The 14,316-nt window shown below is 71.4% G+C and carries 12 protein-coding genes; 5 read left to right on the top strand and 7 right to left on the bottom strand.

The window, feature by feature from the left end:
* Positions 1 to 96 precede the first annotated feature (96 nt).
* Together GTY58_RS33645 and GTY58_RS33640 are read right to left on the bottom strand one after the other, a co-directional pair.
* Entirely contained in the window at positions 97 to 738 is a 642-nt protein-coding gene (locus GTY58_RS33645) for a response regulator transcription factor (RefSeq protein WP_010987877.1), read from the bottom strand.
* A complete protein-coding gene (locus GTY58_RS33640; RefSeq protein WP_010987876.1) occupies positions 731 to 1,876 on the bottom strand; it encodes a GAF domain-containing sensor histidine kinase in 1,146 nt (381 codons plus the stop codon). The genes GTY58_RS33645 and GTY58_RS33640 overlap by 8 nt, the downstream gene beginning before the upstream one ends.
* A gap of 188 nt (positions 1,877 to 2,064) precedes the next feature.
* Here GTY58_RS33640 and GTY58_RS33635 point away from each other — a divergent pair, with 188 nt between their 5' ends.
* The 3 genes from GTY58_RS33635 to GTY58_RS33625 all read left to right on the top strand — a co-directional run bounded on the left by GTY58_RS33635 (position 2,065) and on the right by GTY58_RS33625 (position 4,991).
* Positions 2,065 to 2,769, top strand: a complete 705-nt coding sequence (locus GTY58_RS33635) for an SDR family NAD(P)-dependent oxidoreductase (protein WP_010987875.1) — start codon at positions 2,065 to 2,067, stop codon at positions 2,767 to 2,769.
* An 8-nt stretch (positions 2,770 to 2,777) separates the two neighbouring features.
* Entirely contained in the window at positions 2,778 to 4,010 is a 1,233-nt protein-coding gene (locus GTY58_RS33630) for an S-adenosylmethionine:tRNA ribosyltransferase-isomerase (protein WP_010987874.1), read from the top strand.
* 237 nt (positions 4,011 to 4,247) lie between these two features.
* Entirely contained in the window at positions 4,248 to 4,991 is a 744-nt protein-coding gene (locus tag GTY58_RS33625) for a transglycosylase SLT domain-containing protein (protein ID WP_010987873.1), read from the top strand.
* Positions 4,992 to 5,088: 97 nt separating this feature from the next.
* Here GTY58_RS33625 and GTY58_RS33620 read toward each other — a convergent pair whose 3' ends face one another.
* Complete coding sequence (locus GTY58_RS33620; RefSeq protein ID WP_010987872.1) at positions 5,089 to 7,620, bottom strand: FHA domain-containing protein; 2,532 nt, start codon at positions 7,618 to 7,620, stop codon at positions 5,089 to 5,091.
* Positions 7,621 to 7,859: 239 nt separating this feature from the next.
* Here GTY58_RS33620 and GTY58_RS33615 point away from each other — a divergent pair, with 239 nt between their 5' ends.
* A complete protein-coding gene (locus tag GTY58_RS33615; RefSeq protein WP_010987871.1) occupies positions 7,860 to 9,875 on the top strand; it encodes a streptophobe family protein in 2,016 nt (671 codons plus the stop codon).
* A 400-nt stretch (positions 9,876 to 10,275) separates the two neighbouring features.
* Complete coding sequence (gene serB, locus GTY58_RS33610) at positions 10,276 to 11,490, top strand: phosphoserine phosphatase SerB (RefSeq protein WP_010987870.1); 1,215 nt, start codon at positions 10,276 to 10,278, stop codon at positions 11,488 to 11,490.
* A 94-nt stretch (positions 11,491 to 11,584) separates the two neighbouring features.
* Here serB and GTY58_RS33605 read toward each other — a convergent pair whose 3' ends face one another.
* From GTY58_RS33605 to GTY58_RS33595, 4 genes are all read right to left on the bottom strand, one after another.
* Positions 11,585 to 12,103 carry a histidine phosphatase family protein gene (locus tag GTY58_RS33605; protein ID WP_010987869.1) on the bottom strand — a complete coding sequence of 173 codons (519 nt, stop codon included), beginning with the start codon at positions 12,101 to 12,103 and terminating at the stop codon, positions 11,585 to 11,587.
* Between the two features lie 88 nt (positions 12,104 to 12,191).
* Positions 12,192 to 12,404 (bottom strand): hypothetical protein, encoded by a 213-nt coding sequence (locus GTY58_RS33600; protein ID WP_010987868.1) that lies wholly within the window; start codon positions 12,402 to 12,404, stop codon positions 12,192 to 12,194.
* Between the two features lie 265 nt (positions 12,405 to 12,669).
* Positions 12,670 to 12,786 (bottom strand): SGM_5486 family transporter-associated protein, encoded by a 117-nt coding sequence (locus GTY58_RS41410; protein ID WP_107083244.1) that lies wholly within the window; start codon positions 12,784 to 12,786, stop codon positions 12,670 to 12,672.
* Between the two features lie 115 nt (positions 12,787 to 12,901).
* Entirely contained in the window at positions 12,902 to 14,254 is a 1,353-nt protein-coding gene (locus GTY58_RS33595; protein ID WP_037646889.1) for a CynX/NimT family MFS transporter, read from the bottom strand.
* Positions 14,255 to 14,316 lie beyond the last annotated feature (62 nt).

Raw genomic sequence — 14,316 nt, 5'->3', positions numbered from 1 at the left:
GTCCGTATTACTGTCGGTCGGCAGTATCAGCGTCGGCCGGTCGCCCGGGCGGGCGCCGGAGCACCCCTGGGGTGGAGCACCGTTCTCGTGCCGCGGTCAGCCCGCCGCTCCATGGCGTACGGCCCACAGTGCGGCCTGGGTGCGGTCGGCGAGGTCCAGTTTCATCAGGATGTTCGAGACGTGTGTCTTGACGGTCTTCTCGGAGAGTACGAGCGCGCGTGCGATCTCCCTGTTGGAGCGGCCGTCCGCGATCAGGCCGAGCACCTCGCGCTCCCGCTCGGTGAGTGAACCTCCCCTGCCCTGGCCCGAGTTGGCCTCCTCCTGGGACAGGAGCGCGCCCGCGACCTCGGGCTGGAGCAGGATGTGTCCGGCGTGCACGGAGCGGATGGCGCCGGCGAGGGCGTCGGGGTCCACGTCCTTGTACACGTACCCGGCGGCGCCCGCGCGCAGGGCCGGGACCACCGTGCGCTGCTCGGTGAAGCTGGTGACGATCAGCACGCGTGCGGGGTTGGCGAGTTCGCGGAGTCTGCGCAGCGCGTCGATGCCGTCCATGCCCGGCATCTTGACGTCCATGAGGACGACGTCGGGCTTCAACTCCTCGGCGCGGGCGACCCCTTCGGCGCCGTCGGACGCCTCTCCCACCACCTCGATGTCGTCCTGCACTTCGAGGAAGGTGCGCAGGCCGCGGCGGACCACCTGGTGGTCGTCGACGAGCAGCACCTTGATTGCATCAGCCACCAGGGACCTCCATATCGATCGTGGTGCCCTTGCCGGGCGCCGAATCCACGGTCAGTGTGCCGCCGACCCCGCTCGTCCGGTCCCGCATGGAGACCAGCCCGAGGTGGCGTCCCGCACGGCGGGTCGAGGCGGGGTCGAAGCCGCTGCCGTCGTCCGTGACGCGCAGGACGACGCCCGGTCCGCGCTTCACGAGGGTCACGTCGACACGCGACCCTCCCGAGTGGCGCAGGGCGTTGTGCAGGGCCTCCTGGGCGACGCGCAGCATGGCCTCCTCCTGGGCGGCGGGCAGCGCGCGCACACCGCGGCTGTCGAAGGTCACGCGCGCGGTGTGGGCTCGGTCGAGGACCTGTATGTGGGTGCGCAGGGTGGCGACCAGACCGTCCTCGTCGAGGGCCGCGGGACGCAACTCGACGACGGCGGCGCGCAGTTCGTCGGCGGCCTCGGCGGCGAGCGCGGCCACCTGCTGGAGTTCGCCCTTCGCGCGCGAGGGGTCGCGGTCGACGAGGGCGGCGGCGGCCTGCGCGGTGAGGCGCAGCGAGAAGAGCTTCTGGCTGACGGCGTCGTGCAGTTCGTGGGCGAGCCGGGAGCGCTCCTCGGCGATGGTGAGTTCGCGGCTGCGCTCGTAGAGGCGGGCGTTGGTGAGGGCGATCGCCGCGTGCTGGGCGAGGATCGTCAGGAGTTCCTCGTCCTCAGGGGTGAAGCCGCAGCCGCCCTCCGGTTTGGGGCACCTCTTGTTGGCGAGGAACAGCGCGCCGATGATCTCGTCGCCGTCACGGATCGGCAGGCCCAGGAAGTCGGACATGTCGGGGTGGGCCGCGGGCCAGCCCTCGAAGCGGGGGTCCTCGCGCACGTCGGCGAGGCGCTCGGGCTTCGCCTCGTGCAGCATCGCGGCGAGGATGCCGTGCTGGCGTGGGAGCGGGCCGATGGCCTTCCACTGGGCGTCGCTGACGCCGTCGACGACGAACTGGGCGAAGCCTCCGTGGTCGTCGGGGACCCCGAGCGCCGCGTACTCGGCGTCGAGCAGCTCGCGGGCCGAGGCGACGATCGTCTTGAGGACGTCGCGCACCTCGAGATGCCTGCTCATGGCCAGCAGCGCGGAACTCACCGCGGACAGGCCGGACCGGGGTCCATGACTCATGACCTCACCGTACCGGCGAGGTGTGACAGGGCGTATCCGACCTGTGGCGGTCCCGGCCCGGGCCGGTGGGCCTAGGCCGAAGGGCCCTGGTTCTTTGCGGCTCGCGCACGAGGCGGCGGGGTCGGCCCGGTTCCTAGGTTGAGGACAGCCGCCCGGAGCGGCGGTGGTGGAACGAGGGGACGGTTGTCATGCCGGTAGCGATCATCACGGGGGCTTCGAAGGGGCTGGGGCGGGCACTCGGCGCGGCCCTGGCGGAGCGCGGCTGGGATCTGGTGCTCGACGCCAGAACCGGTGAGGTGCTGGAGGAGACGGCGGCGGCCCTGTCCGCGTACGGAACGCGGGTGCGGGCGCTGCCCGGGGACGTCACGGATGCCGGGCACCGGGCCGGGCTGGTGACGGCGGCCCGGGAACTGGGCGGGCTCGACCTCCTGGTGAACAACGCGAGCGCTCTGGGTGCCGAGCCGCTCGTACGACTGGAAGCGCTGACGCTGGAGGGGCTGCGGCACGCCCTGGAGGTCAACGTGGTCGCCGCGCTGGGCCTGATCCAGGAGGCGCTGCCGCTACTGCGGGCGTCGCGGGCGGGCACGGTGATCGACATCAGCTCGGACGCGGCGGCCGAGGCGTACGAGACGTGGGGTGGCTACGGGGCGTCCAAGGCGGCGCTCGACCATCTGTCGGCGGTGCTCGGCGAGGAGGAGCCCGGGTTGCGGGTGTGGGCCGTGGACCCCGGGGACATGGGCACGGACCTGTACACGGCGGCCGTACCGGACGACGACGATCCGCGCCCGGCTCCGGCGAGTGTGGTGCCCGCCTTCATCGGACTGCTGGACGAGCGCCCGGCGAGCGGCCGCTACGGCGCGTCGGCGCTGTCGGCGCTGCCGGCGGGGCGATGACGACCGCGATGGGGGTCCCCCCGGTCGGGCGCGGTCGCGCGTGGGGGAAGGTGCCGGAGGAGTTGTCGGCGCGGGTGCCGGCCGAGCAGCGCGGGCCCGGCCTCGACCGGGATTCCGTACGGCTGCTGGTCTCGCGCGGGACCGAGGTGTCGCACCACGACTTCGTGGAGCTGCCGCGGCAGCTGCGGGCCGGGGATCTGCTCGTCGTCAACACGTCCCCCACGCTGGCCGCCGCCGTGGACGGGCGGATCGGGCACGCGCGCGTGGTGGTGCATTTCTCCACGCGGGGCGAGGACGGACGATGGGCCGTCGAGCTGCGGGATCCCGACGGAAGGGGCACTACACGCGCGCGTACGGGCGGGCCCGCGGGCACAGAGGTGCGTCTCCCGGACGGCGTACGCCTCGTACTCGAGGAGCCGCTGGCCGGGCGGAGCGAGCGCCTGTGGTGGGCGCGGGTGTCGGCCCCCGGGGACGCGGACGTGACGGTGCTGCTGCGCGGGCACGGGCGCCCCATCCGTTACTCCTATACAGAAAGGGATCAGCCCCTCTCCGTCTATCAGACGGTGTTCGCCCTGCCGTCCGCCGACGGAGCGGGCAGTGCGGAGATGCCGAGTGCCGCGCGGCCCTTCACCGCGCGGCTGGTGGCGGAGCTGGTGAGCCGTGGTGTGCAGTTCGCACCGATCACGCTGCACACGGGGGTGGCGTCGGCGGAGGCGCACGAGCCGCCGTATCCGGAGCGCTTCGCGGTTCCGGAGGCGTCGGCGCGGCTGATCAACGCGGCGCGGGCGCATCGGACACCACGCGAGGCGTCCTCTTCGAGGGGTGGGGACGGGAGCCGGGAGGGCGGCCGGGTGATCGCGGTCGGTACGACGGCCGTGCGGGCCGTCGAGTCGGCGACCGGCACCGACGGAGTGGTCCGGCCGGCGGAGGGCTGGACCGACCTCGTGGTGACCCCGGAGCGCGGGGTGCGGGCGGTCGACGGGCTGCTGACCGGGCTGCACGAGCCGGAGGCCTCGCATCTGCTGATGCTGGAGGCGCTGGCGGGACGGACCGCGATCGACCGCAGTTATGAGGAGGCGCTGGCCGGGCTCTACCTGTGGCACGAGTTCGGGGATCTACATCTCATCCTTCCGGACGGAGAGTCCTCACACAGTGCATTGCTTCCGCAACCTAATGTGAGACTGCCGCTCGGTCGATGTGACCCCGCACATAGGGCGCACATCACGTACGAAGAAGGATAGGAGATAAGTAAGTCCGTTATGAGCGGGACAGACGTGCCAGTCTGTCCCGTTTTGCCCTTCCTGTGTCCACTACCCCGGATCGTACGTCACACCTTTGCCAGGCGATTTTGCGGCCGCTAACAATGGCTCTCGTCGCTCGGCACCGGGGTCCTGTACCCACGGCGCTTGTGCTGGAAACCCTGAGTCCCCATCCGGCTCGAGAGCGACCTCCGCGCTATTCGAAGAGGTCCATCAGTCATGCCCAAGAACATCAACACTCCTGGTCATCGTCCGAAGCTGACCAAGACCCACAAGCTCTCGGTCGCCGGTGTGGCCGCCCTCGGCGCCGCCGCCCTCGCGTTCTCCGCGGTGCCGAGCAGCGCACAGACCCCGACGCAGGAGACCGCCGCCGTGTCGTCCGCTCCGGTGGTGTACAGCCAGGAGCAGATCAAGGACGTCAAGGCCAGCATCACCGACCAGCTGGCCGGCGCCACCGTCAAGGCCGAGGCGATCGCGGCGAAGAAGCAGGCCGCCGACGCGGCCGCCGCCAAGAAGCTGGCCGCCGTGGCCGCCGCCAAGAAGCAGGCCGTGGCGAAGGCCGCGCAGGTGCGCAAGGCGAAGGCGGCCGCGAGCCGGTCCGCCCAGCGCGTCGAGGTCAAGCCGGTCGCCGCGAAGACGTACGCCAACAACCTCGACGGCTGGATCCACGAGTCGCTCGACATCATGGCGAAGCACAAGATCCCCGGCTCGTACAACGGCCTGTACCGCAACATCATGCGGGAGTCGTCCGGCAACCCGAAGGCCATCAACGGCTGGGACGTCAACGCGATCAACGGCATCCCGTCGAAGGGCCTGCTCCAGGTCATCCCGCCGACCTTCAACGCGTACCACGTGCCCGGCACCTCGTGGAACATCTACGACCCGGTCGCCAACATCACGGCCGCCGCCAACTACGCGGCCGACAAGTACGGCTCGATGGACAACGTCAACAGCGCGTACTGAGGCCTGGCGCGGACCTCTTCTACGTACGCCGAAGGGCGGCACCCCGATACGGGGGTGCCGCCCTTCGGCATCGTACGAAGGTGGTTGCCGAAAGCGCCTACTTCCGCATGACCTCCGGCTCGTGGCGGCGCAGGAAGCGGGCCACGAAGAAGCCGCAGATGACACCGAGGACGATCAGTGCGGCCATGTCCATGGTCCAGGCGCCCGCCGCGTGGTCCCACAGCGGGTCCGTGCTGGTCGGGTCGTCGGTGTTCGGGGCGATGTTGTTGAAGTCGAGCGTCGTACCGGCGGCGGCGACGGCCCAGCGCGAGGGCATCAGGTACGAGAACTCGTTGACGCCGACCGCGCCGTGCAGCGTGAACAGGCAGCCCGTGAACACGACCTGGATGATCGCGAACATCACCAGCAGCGGCATGGTCTTCTCGGCGGTCTTCACCAGCGAGGAAATGATCAGGCCGAACATCATCGAGGTGAAACCGAGCGCCATGATCGGGATGGACAGCTCGAGCAGCACCGCGTTGCCCAGGACGAGGCCCTTGTCGGGGATCTCGCGGCTGGAGAAGCCGATCGCGCCGACCATCGCGCCCTGGAGCACGGTGATGGTGCCGAGGACGATCACCTTCGACATCAGATACGCGGAGCGTGACAGGCCGGTCGCCCGCTCCCGCTCGTAGATGACCCGTTCCTTGATCAGCTCGCGCACGGAGTTCGCGGCGCCCGCGAAGCACGCGCCGACCGCGAGGATCAGCAGGACCGTGGTGGCCGTGCCGTTCGGGATGTGCACCCCGGTCTTCGGGTTCGCCGGGTTGACCAGCAGACCCTTGTCCGAGTCGATGAGCAGGCTCACCGCGCCGAGTACCGCCGGCAGGATCACCGTCAGCGCCAGGAAGCCCTTGTCGGACACGATCACCGACACATAGCGGCGGATCAGGGTCATCAACTGCGAGCCCCAGCCCTGTGGCTTGGGCGGGCGCATCTGCTGCGGCGGAGGCATGTGTACGGATTGCGGAGCGACGGCGTCGATGTCCGCGGCGTACATCTGGTAGTGCTGCGAGCCCTTCCAGCGGCCCGCCCAGTCGTAGTCGCGGTAGTTCTCGAAGGCGGAGAAGACGTCGGCCCAGGTGTCGTAGCCGAAGAAGTTCAGCGCCTCCTCCGGCGGGCCGAAGTAGGCCACCGAACCGCCGGGCGCCATGACCAGGAGCTTGTCGCAGATCGCCAGCTCGGCCACGGAGTGCGTGACGACGAGGACCGTACGGCCGTCGTCGGCGAGACCGCGCAGCAGCTGCATGACGTCACGGTCCATGCCCGGGTCGAGGCCGGAGGTCGGCTCGTCCAGGAAGATCAGCGACGGCTTGGTCAGCAGCTCCAGGGCCACGGAGACCCGCTTGCGCTGGCCACCGGAGAGGGAGGTGACCTTCTTCTCCTTGTGGATGTCCAGCTTCAGCTCGCGCAGCACCTCGTCGATGCGGGCCTCGCGCTCCTGCCCCGTGGTGTCCGCGGGGAAGCGCAGCTTGGCCGCGTACTTGAGGGCCTTCTTGACGGTCAGCTCCTTGTGCAGGATGTCGTCCTGCGGGACCAGACCGATGCGCTGACGCAGCTCGGCGAACTGCTTGTACAGGTTCCGGTTGTCGTAGAGGACATCGCCCTGGTTGGCCGGGCGGTAGCCCGTGAGCGCCTTGAGCAGCGTCGACTTGCCGGAGCCCGACGGGCCGATGACCGCGATGAGCGACTTCTCCGGGACGCCGAAGGAGACGTCCTTGAGGATCTGCTTGCCGCCGTCGACCGTGACGGTCAGATGGCGGGCCGAGAAGGAGACCTCACCGGTGTCGACGAACTCCTCGAGGCGGTCGCCGATGAGGCGGAACGTCGAGTGGCCGACACCGACGATGTCGTTCGGGCCGAGGAGCGCCGAGCCGCCCTTGGCGATCGGCATACCGTTGACGTACGTGCCGTTGTGCGAGCCGAGGTCGCGGATCTCGAAGCGGCCGTCGGGCGTCGCGTGGAACTCGGCGTGGTTCCGCGAGACCTGAAGGTCGGAGACGACCAGCTCGTTCTCCAGGGCACGACCGATGCGCATCACGCGGCCGAGCGAGAACTGGTGGAACGTGGTCGGGCTGCGGTCGCCGTAGACCGGTGGCGCCCCCGCGCCACCACCGGGTCCCTGCTGCTGCGGAACGGCCGCACTCTGCTGAGGCTGCTGCCAGCCCTGCTGGGGTGCCTGCTGCTGCGGGGCCTGCTGCTGCGGCGGGGCCTGCTGGGCCCAGCCGGGGCTCGCGCCCTTGGCCACGTACGGCTGCTGCTGGGGCTGCGCTTGCTGCGGCGCGGCGACGGCCGCCGCCGCGCCGGACAGGTTCAGACGCGGTCCGTCGGTCGCGTTGCCCAGATGCACGGCCGAACCCGGGCCGATCTCCATCTGATGGATCCGCTGGCCCTGCACGAACGTGCCGTTGGTGCTGCCGTGGTCCTCGATGACCCAACTGCGGCCGTTCCAGCTGATCGTGGCGTGCCGCCAGGACACCCTGGCGTCGTCGAGCGTGATGTCTCCCTGCGGATCACGTCCGAGGGTGTAGGGCCGGGACGCGTCGAGCGTCCAGGTCCGTCCATTCAATTCCAGTACGAGTTCCGGCACTCCAGCCCCACTGAGTTGTCCCCCGAGCTACCCCCATCACAGGGAGTCTAGGGATGTCGAACATCGTGGGGAACTATTTCAGTAGGAGCCCCCTGACCGAAAGTCGGACCTTGTGAAGACCAAGTACGGGCGGCTTGTCCGTTTCCGTTGACGGGGTTGAAACCGGCCCGGAGAGGGGTAATCCCACGCGAGGGGGACATCCGCGGTGGATCGCCGCGGCGCGGATCGGGGGGCTGACGATGAGCATCGAGACCGCGGACCACGGCAGGAGGGTGCCGTGGGGAGACGTCCTGCTGTCCGCGATCGCCTCCGTGAGCTGGGCGTTGATCGGGATGGCGGGGACGGCCGCGCTCGGGCTGCATCTGCTGGACGCGGACGCGGAGGGCTCGCTCGGCCCGATGACCGCCGCCGTTGTGGCGCTTGGGGCGGGTGGTTCGGTGACGCCGTCCGGCGATGTGTCGGCGTTCGGCCTGAAGGGAGCGGAGGCGACGACCGCCATCCAGATCACGCCACTTGGCGTGGGGCTGGTGGGCGCGCTGCTGCTGTGCTGGTTCTTCTTACGGTCCCTGCGCGCGGCGGGAGTTGTGGTCGCGCCGTCCGAACTCCTCGCGCGCGCGGCAGCGGTGGTCGTCCTGTTCGTGGCGATGCTGGGCGGGCTCGCCTGGGCCGGTCACGACGTCATCACCATCGACGGCGAACGGCTCGGGCTCGGCAGACTGCCCGGAGGCGGCGGGAGCGGCAAGATCGACATTCCCGGGCTCGGGGACATCGGCGGGCTGCTGCCGGACCGGATCGGCGATCTGGTGAAGGCGAAGGCGGCGGTCGGCTTCTCGGTCGACACGGTGCCCACGCTGCTCGGCGGCGCGGTCTGGGCGGTCGGAGTGCTGGTGATCGCGCTGCTGGCGTCGCGCCGTACGCCCCTGCCGCGCGGCTGGGAGGCGGTGCACCGGGTGGTGCGGCCGGCCGTGTCCGCGCTGGTGACCGTACTGCTGGTGGCGGTCGTGGCAGGACTCTCGGCGGCGGCGTACGCGGCGATCGGCGACGACCATCCCCGGCGGATCGCCGGCGCGGCCCTGCTCGGCGCGCCCAACGGGGTGTGGCTGGGCATCCCGGTCGGCCTGTTCGTGCCATGGGACGGCAAGGCCTCGGGCGCACTGGCCACGCTGCTGCCCCACCCCCTGGACGAGCTGCTGAGCGTGCGGTCCGACCAGCCCGTCACGCTGGGGCGCCTGGCCGAACTGGACGGCAGAGTCTGGCTGTTGGGGGTCGCGGCCGCGCTCATGATGCTGTTCGCGGGGGTGCTGACGGCAGCGCGTACGCCTTTTGTACGGGGGCCGGGTGCCGCCTCGCGGCCGAGGAAGGGCCGTGCGGACGTACGAGGCGGGAGTGCGGCTTCCGGACCGGTGCCGGGCACTGCGGCTGTACGAGGTGGGGGTGCCCTCGGCTTCGCGGGGCACTGCGCTCTTCGGCTCGGCGTGGTGACCGCGCTGGCACTGCCGTTGCTGGTCTGGCTGACGGATGTGTCCGTGGACGCGTCGCTGTCGGTGCTCGGCTTCGACGCGTTCGGCGCGGGGATCCGACTGCACGGGCACCTGGGGATGGCGCTGGTGCTGGGCGCGGTGTGGGGTGCGGGCGCGGGGGCGGCCGGGGCGTTGCTCGCGTACGTGAGCGGAGCGGCCGGGCGGCGGGCGGCGCCGCTGGCACTGGGTGACGTGGGGGCACCGGGGCCGGTCGGGCCGCAGCGGACGGATGTGTCGCTGGGGACGGATGTGCCGCAGCGGACGGATGTGCCGCAGCGGACGGAGAGTCCGAAGCATGCGGGACCGTACGCGCCGAGCAGGCCGTACCGGCCTGCGAATCCTGACACGAACCCCTATCTGAGGGTGCCGGAGGAACTGCGGGCGGCGGAGGGGCGGCGGGCCCCGGAGGACGGGCGGGCCCCGGAGGCCCGGCGGCCGGCGGGAGGTGCGGCGCCGGGAGACAGGGATGTGCGGCCGGGAGACAGGGATGTGCGGAGGCCGGAGGGGGCCGCGCCCTCGCAGGGCGTGAGGCCGCCCGACGACGTGTACGGGGCGCCCACCGTGATCGGGCCGATCACGCCACCGCCCCGGTCGCCGGGGCGACGGTCCAGGCCGGCTGCGCCTGGGGCTTCGCCGGAGGAGGGGCCGCCGCCTCCCCCGCCACCTCCCCCGCCTCCGCCGCCTCCGCCGCCTGGGAGGCCTCAGGGGGGCGGTGGGCGCGGCGGGCGGGGCTGACGCGAGGTCGTCGCCGGGGCCGATCCGGTCCGGGGGCGCGGCTGACGCACGGTCCTCGGCAGAGGGCCCACCCGGCGGGCGCGACTGACGCACGTACCTCGCCGGAGGTCGCCGGAGGCCGATCCGGCTCGCGGGCGCGGCTGACGCGGCGCCGCCGCTGGGGGCCGACCCGGCGGGCACGGCTGACGTGCCGTCCTCGCCGGTGGGGGCCGGCCCGGTCCGCGGGCGCGGCTGACCTGCCGTCCCCGCCGAGGGCCGACCCGGCTGGCGCGGCGGGCGCGGCGTCGTCGCTTCGCCTGTGATCAAGGCGTGCGCCATCAGTCCGCCATCCACTGTTCCCTGTCCGCCAGACGGACCTCAGGCGCGAAAGGCACTGGGTGCCGGATACGGTGGGAACACCATGAGTGCTTCGCAGACCTCCGACGCCCGCACCCTTCTCGTCAAGATCTTCGGCAAGGACCGGCCAGGCCTGACCGCCGGCCTGTTCGACACCCTCGCCGCCTTCTCCGTCGACGTGGTCGACATCGAGCAGGTCGTCACCCGTGGCCGGATGGTGCTGTGCGCGCTCGTGACCGAGCCGCCGGCCGGGCTCGAGGGTGATCTGCGGTCCACCGTCCACAGCTGGGCGGAGTCCATGAAGATGCAGGCGGAGATCATCTCCGGCCTGGGCGACAACCGGCCGCGCGGACTCGGCCGCTCGCTGGTCACCGTGCTCGGCCACCCCCTCACCGCGGAGTCCACGGCCGCCATCGCCGCGCGGATCACCTCGACCGGCGGCAACATCGACCGTATTTTCCGGCTCGCCAAGTACCCGGTGACGGCGGTCGAGTTCGCCGTGTCCGGCACGGAGACCGAGACGCTGCGCACCGCCCTGGCGACCGAGGCGGCGGCACTCGGTGTCGATGTCGCCGTCGTCGCGGCCGGGCTGCACCGACGGGCCCAGCGGCTGGTCGTCATGGACGTGGACTCGACGCTCATCCAGGACGAGGTGATCGAGCTCTTCGCCGCGCATGCCGGCTGCGAGGAGCAGGTCGCCGAGGTGACGGCGGCCGCGATGCGCGGCGAGCTGGACTTCGAACAGTCGCTGCACGCGCGCGTGGCGCTGCTGAAGGGGCTGGACGCCTCGGTGATCGACAAGGTGCGCAGCGAGGTCCGGCTCACTCCCGGCGCGCGCACCCTGATCCGTACGCTGAAGCGGCTCGGCTTCCAAGTCGGTGTCGTGTCCGGCGGGTTCACCCAGGTCACCGACGATCTGAAGGAGCGGCTCGGCCTCGACTTCGCTCAGGCCAACACCCTGGAGATCGTCGACGGGAAGCTGACGGGCAAGGTCACCGGGGAGATCGTGGACCGCGCGGGCAAGGCTCGGCTGCTGCGCCGGTTCGCGGCGGAGGCCGGGGTGCCGCTGGCCCAGACCGTGGCGATCGGTGACGGCGCGAACGACCTCGACATGCTCAACGCGGCGGGGCTGGGTGTCGCCTTCAACGCCAAGCCCGTCGTCCGCGAGGCCGCGCACACCGCGGTGAACTTCCCCTTCCTGGACACGGTCCTGTATCTGCTCGGTGTCACCCGGGAAGAGGTCGAGGCGGCGGACACGCACGACGACGACGCCGGCTGACCACCGCGTCAGGGCGCCCGCGCGGCGCGCGGGGACATACGTCGAGGGGCCCGGCACCGCGCAGGTGCCGGGCCCCTTCCATGGCGGCGGTGGGTTACTCGGTCGGGGCCCAGTAGTCGAGCAGTGTGGCCACACCCGGCTCCAGGGACTTCCAGGGGCCGTCGAAGGAGAGCACGGCGAAGGCGGCGGTCGGGAAGTCGCGGTCGGCCATCCGGGTGCGGGTATCGCCCTCGGCCGAGCCGGCGAGGATGTCGGCCAGGCCCTGCACACCGGGGTTGTGACCGATCAGGACCACGTTCTGCACGTCGTCCGGGGTCTCGTTGAGCACGGCGATGATCTCCCCGGGCGAGGCCTCGTAGAGCCGCTCCTCATAGACGGTTTTCGGCCGGTGCGGGAGCTCGTGGACGGCGAGCTTCCAGGTCTCGCGGGTCCGGGTCGCGGTGGAGCAGAGGGCCAGATCGACGGGGATGCCGGTGTCGGCCAGCTTGCGTCCGGCGACGGCGGCGTCCGTGCGCCCCCGGTCGGCGAGCGGCCGCTCGTGGTCGGACACCTGCGGCCAGTCGGCCTTCGCATGCCGGAAGAGGACAATCCTGCGGGGTTCTGCGACGCTCATGAGTCCCAGCTTCGCATGAAACACGCCAACGGGCGCAGGGAGTTGGCAGCCGCATCCGCGTCCGGCTGTGCGGCCTCCGCCGGGGCTGCTAAAGGGCCTGGCCCAGCACCGTCCGGACGCGCTCGAGAAGATGCGTGATCGCGGGCTCCCCGGCGGCCGCACTCGCGTCCGACGGGTTGATGATCAGCGCGAGGAGGGCGACGAAGGCGAGGGCGGGCAGGGCGAGCGCCCACCAGGGCAGCCGGATGTCGACGCCGCCCGAGGTCGCCGGGTGGGGCCGGGTGGGGGTGCAGGCCGACATGATGCCTCCGTGGGTCTTCGGGTGGTCCGTGGTCCGCGCCCTCGCGGTCACACTTCGAAGTTACGGAGTCCGGAGCCGTCAACCCATCCGGTGGTCCACCCACTTGACCCTGACACTCACCCCCTAGGGGATGGGGGGCTAACCCCACCCTCGGCGGTGGGCCCGGTCGGCCCTCGGGCCGGTCGTCACGGGGAGGTGACCGACGCGATGGTCACGGGAAGACCACCGACGCGATGGTCACGGGAAGGCGACCGACGCGCGTTGGTCAGGGGGACGCGATCGACGCGATGATGCCGATGATCACGAAGATGGCGAGGAACGCGCCGAAGACGAGCAGCATCTTCTTCTGGCCGTTCTGGGGATTCGGGTCGAGCACGGGCATACGGCCAGTCTCGCACCCATCGCCCGCCCGGACTCCCCCGGGGTCGCGACCGGCCGCGTCGTGACACGGAGGTACTCGCGGCACAAACGCCTTCCCGTGTGCGCGTCGGCCCGGCTCAGCGAGCCGCCTCCTCCTCCACCGTCCGATTGCGCCCGGCGACGATCCCCACCACGATCTGCGGGATCATCAGCCCCGCCATCAGCGCGATCGGCAGCCCCCAGCCGCCGCTGTGCTGGTACAGCACCCCCACCAGGAGCGGGCCGGGGATGGAGATCAGATAGCCCGTGCTCTGCGCGAAGGCGGACAGCTTGGCCACGCCCGCACCCGTCCGGGCCCGCATGCCCACCATCGTCAGAGCGAGGGGGAAGGCGCAGTTGGAGACGCCGAGCAGCAGCGCCCAGGCCCAGGCGCCGGCCGCAGGGGCGAAGTAGAGGCCCGCGTACCCGGCGAGTCCGCACGCCCCGAGAACCACCGCGATCGGCCCCTGGTGCGGCAGGCGCGTGGCCAGCCGGGGGATGACGAAGGCCAGCGGGACGCCCATCACCATGGTGACGGCCAGCAGGAGTCCGGCCGTGCCCGCGGCGACACCTGCGTCGCGGAAGATCTGCGCCATCCACCCCATCGTGATGTACGCGGCGGTGGCCTGGAGTCCGAAGAAGACGGCCAGCGCCCAGGCCGTACGGCTCCGGGTGATCCGCAGCCCGTCGGCCTCCTGAGGGGCCGCGGCGGCCGCCGCTTCCGACGAGCCGAGCCCGTGCGACCCTCCGGCCGCTTCCGACGAGCCGAACCCGTGCGAGCCTCCGGCCCCTCCCCGCGCGCGTACCAGCGGAATCCAGGGCAGGACGGCCGCCGCCGCGAGTCCCGCCCAGACGGCCAGCCCGGACTGCCAGCTGCCGCCCAGTGCGTCGGTCAGGGGCACCGTCACGGCGGCCGCGGCGGAGGTGCCCAGCGCGAGCGCCATCGAGTACAGGCCGGTCATGGAGCCGACCCGGTCCGGGAACCAGCGCTTGACGATCACCGGCATCAGGACGTTGCTCACGGCGATGCCCATGAGTGCCAGCGCGCTGGCGGCGAGGAATCCCGCCGTGCCCCCGGCGTACGGCCGGATCACCAGGCCCGCGGTGATCGCGACCATTCCGGCGCCCACGACGGCGGCGGCCCCGAAGCGGCGGGCCAGCCGCGGTGCCATCACGCCGAAGACCGCGAAGCAGAGCGGCGGCACCGAGGTGAGCAGTCCGGCGACGCTGCCGCTCATGCCGAGCCCGTCGCGCACCTCTTCGAGGAGGGCGCCGAGGCTGGTGATGGCCGGACGCAGATTGAGCGCGGTGAGGACGATGCCCACGACCACCAGACGCGTCCTCCACGCGCGCGTGGACGGCGTTTCGCTGTCGGCCCCCGTACCTGCGGAGCTGCGTATCGGTGTGGACGTCGCCGTCCGGATCTCCTCGCTTGCCATGTCGCCCATCATAGAATCATGGGATGAATGGCTGTCCAATCCTCTTGCGCTACGCTCCGGAGCCCCCGGCCACG

It is taken from the genome of Streptomyces sp. SID5469 (genome assembly GCF_009862865.1).
Classification (GTDB): Bacteria; Actinomycetota; Actinomycetes; order Streptomycetales; family Streptomycetaceae; genus Streptomyces; species Streptomyces avermitilis.
This window is presented reverse-complemented; position numbering and strand designations above follow the sequence as displayed.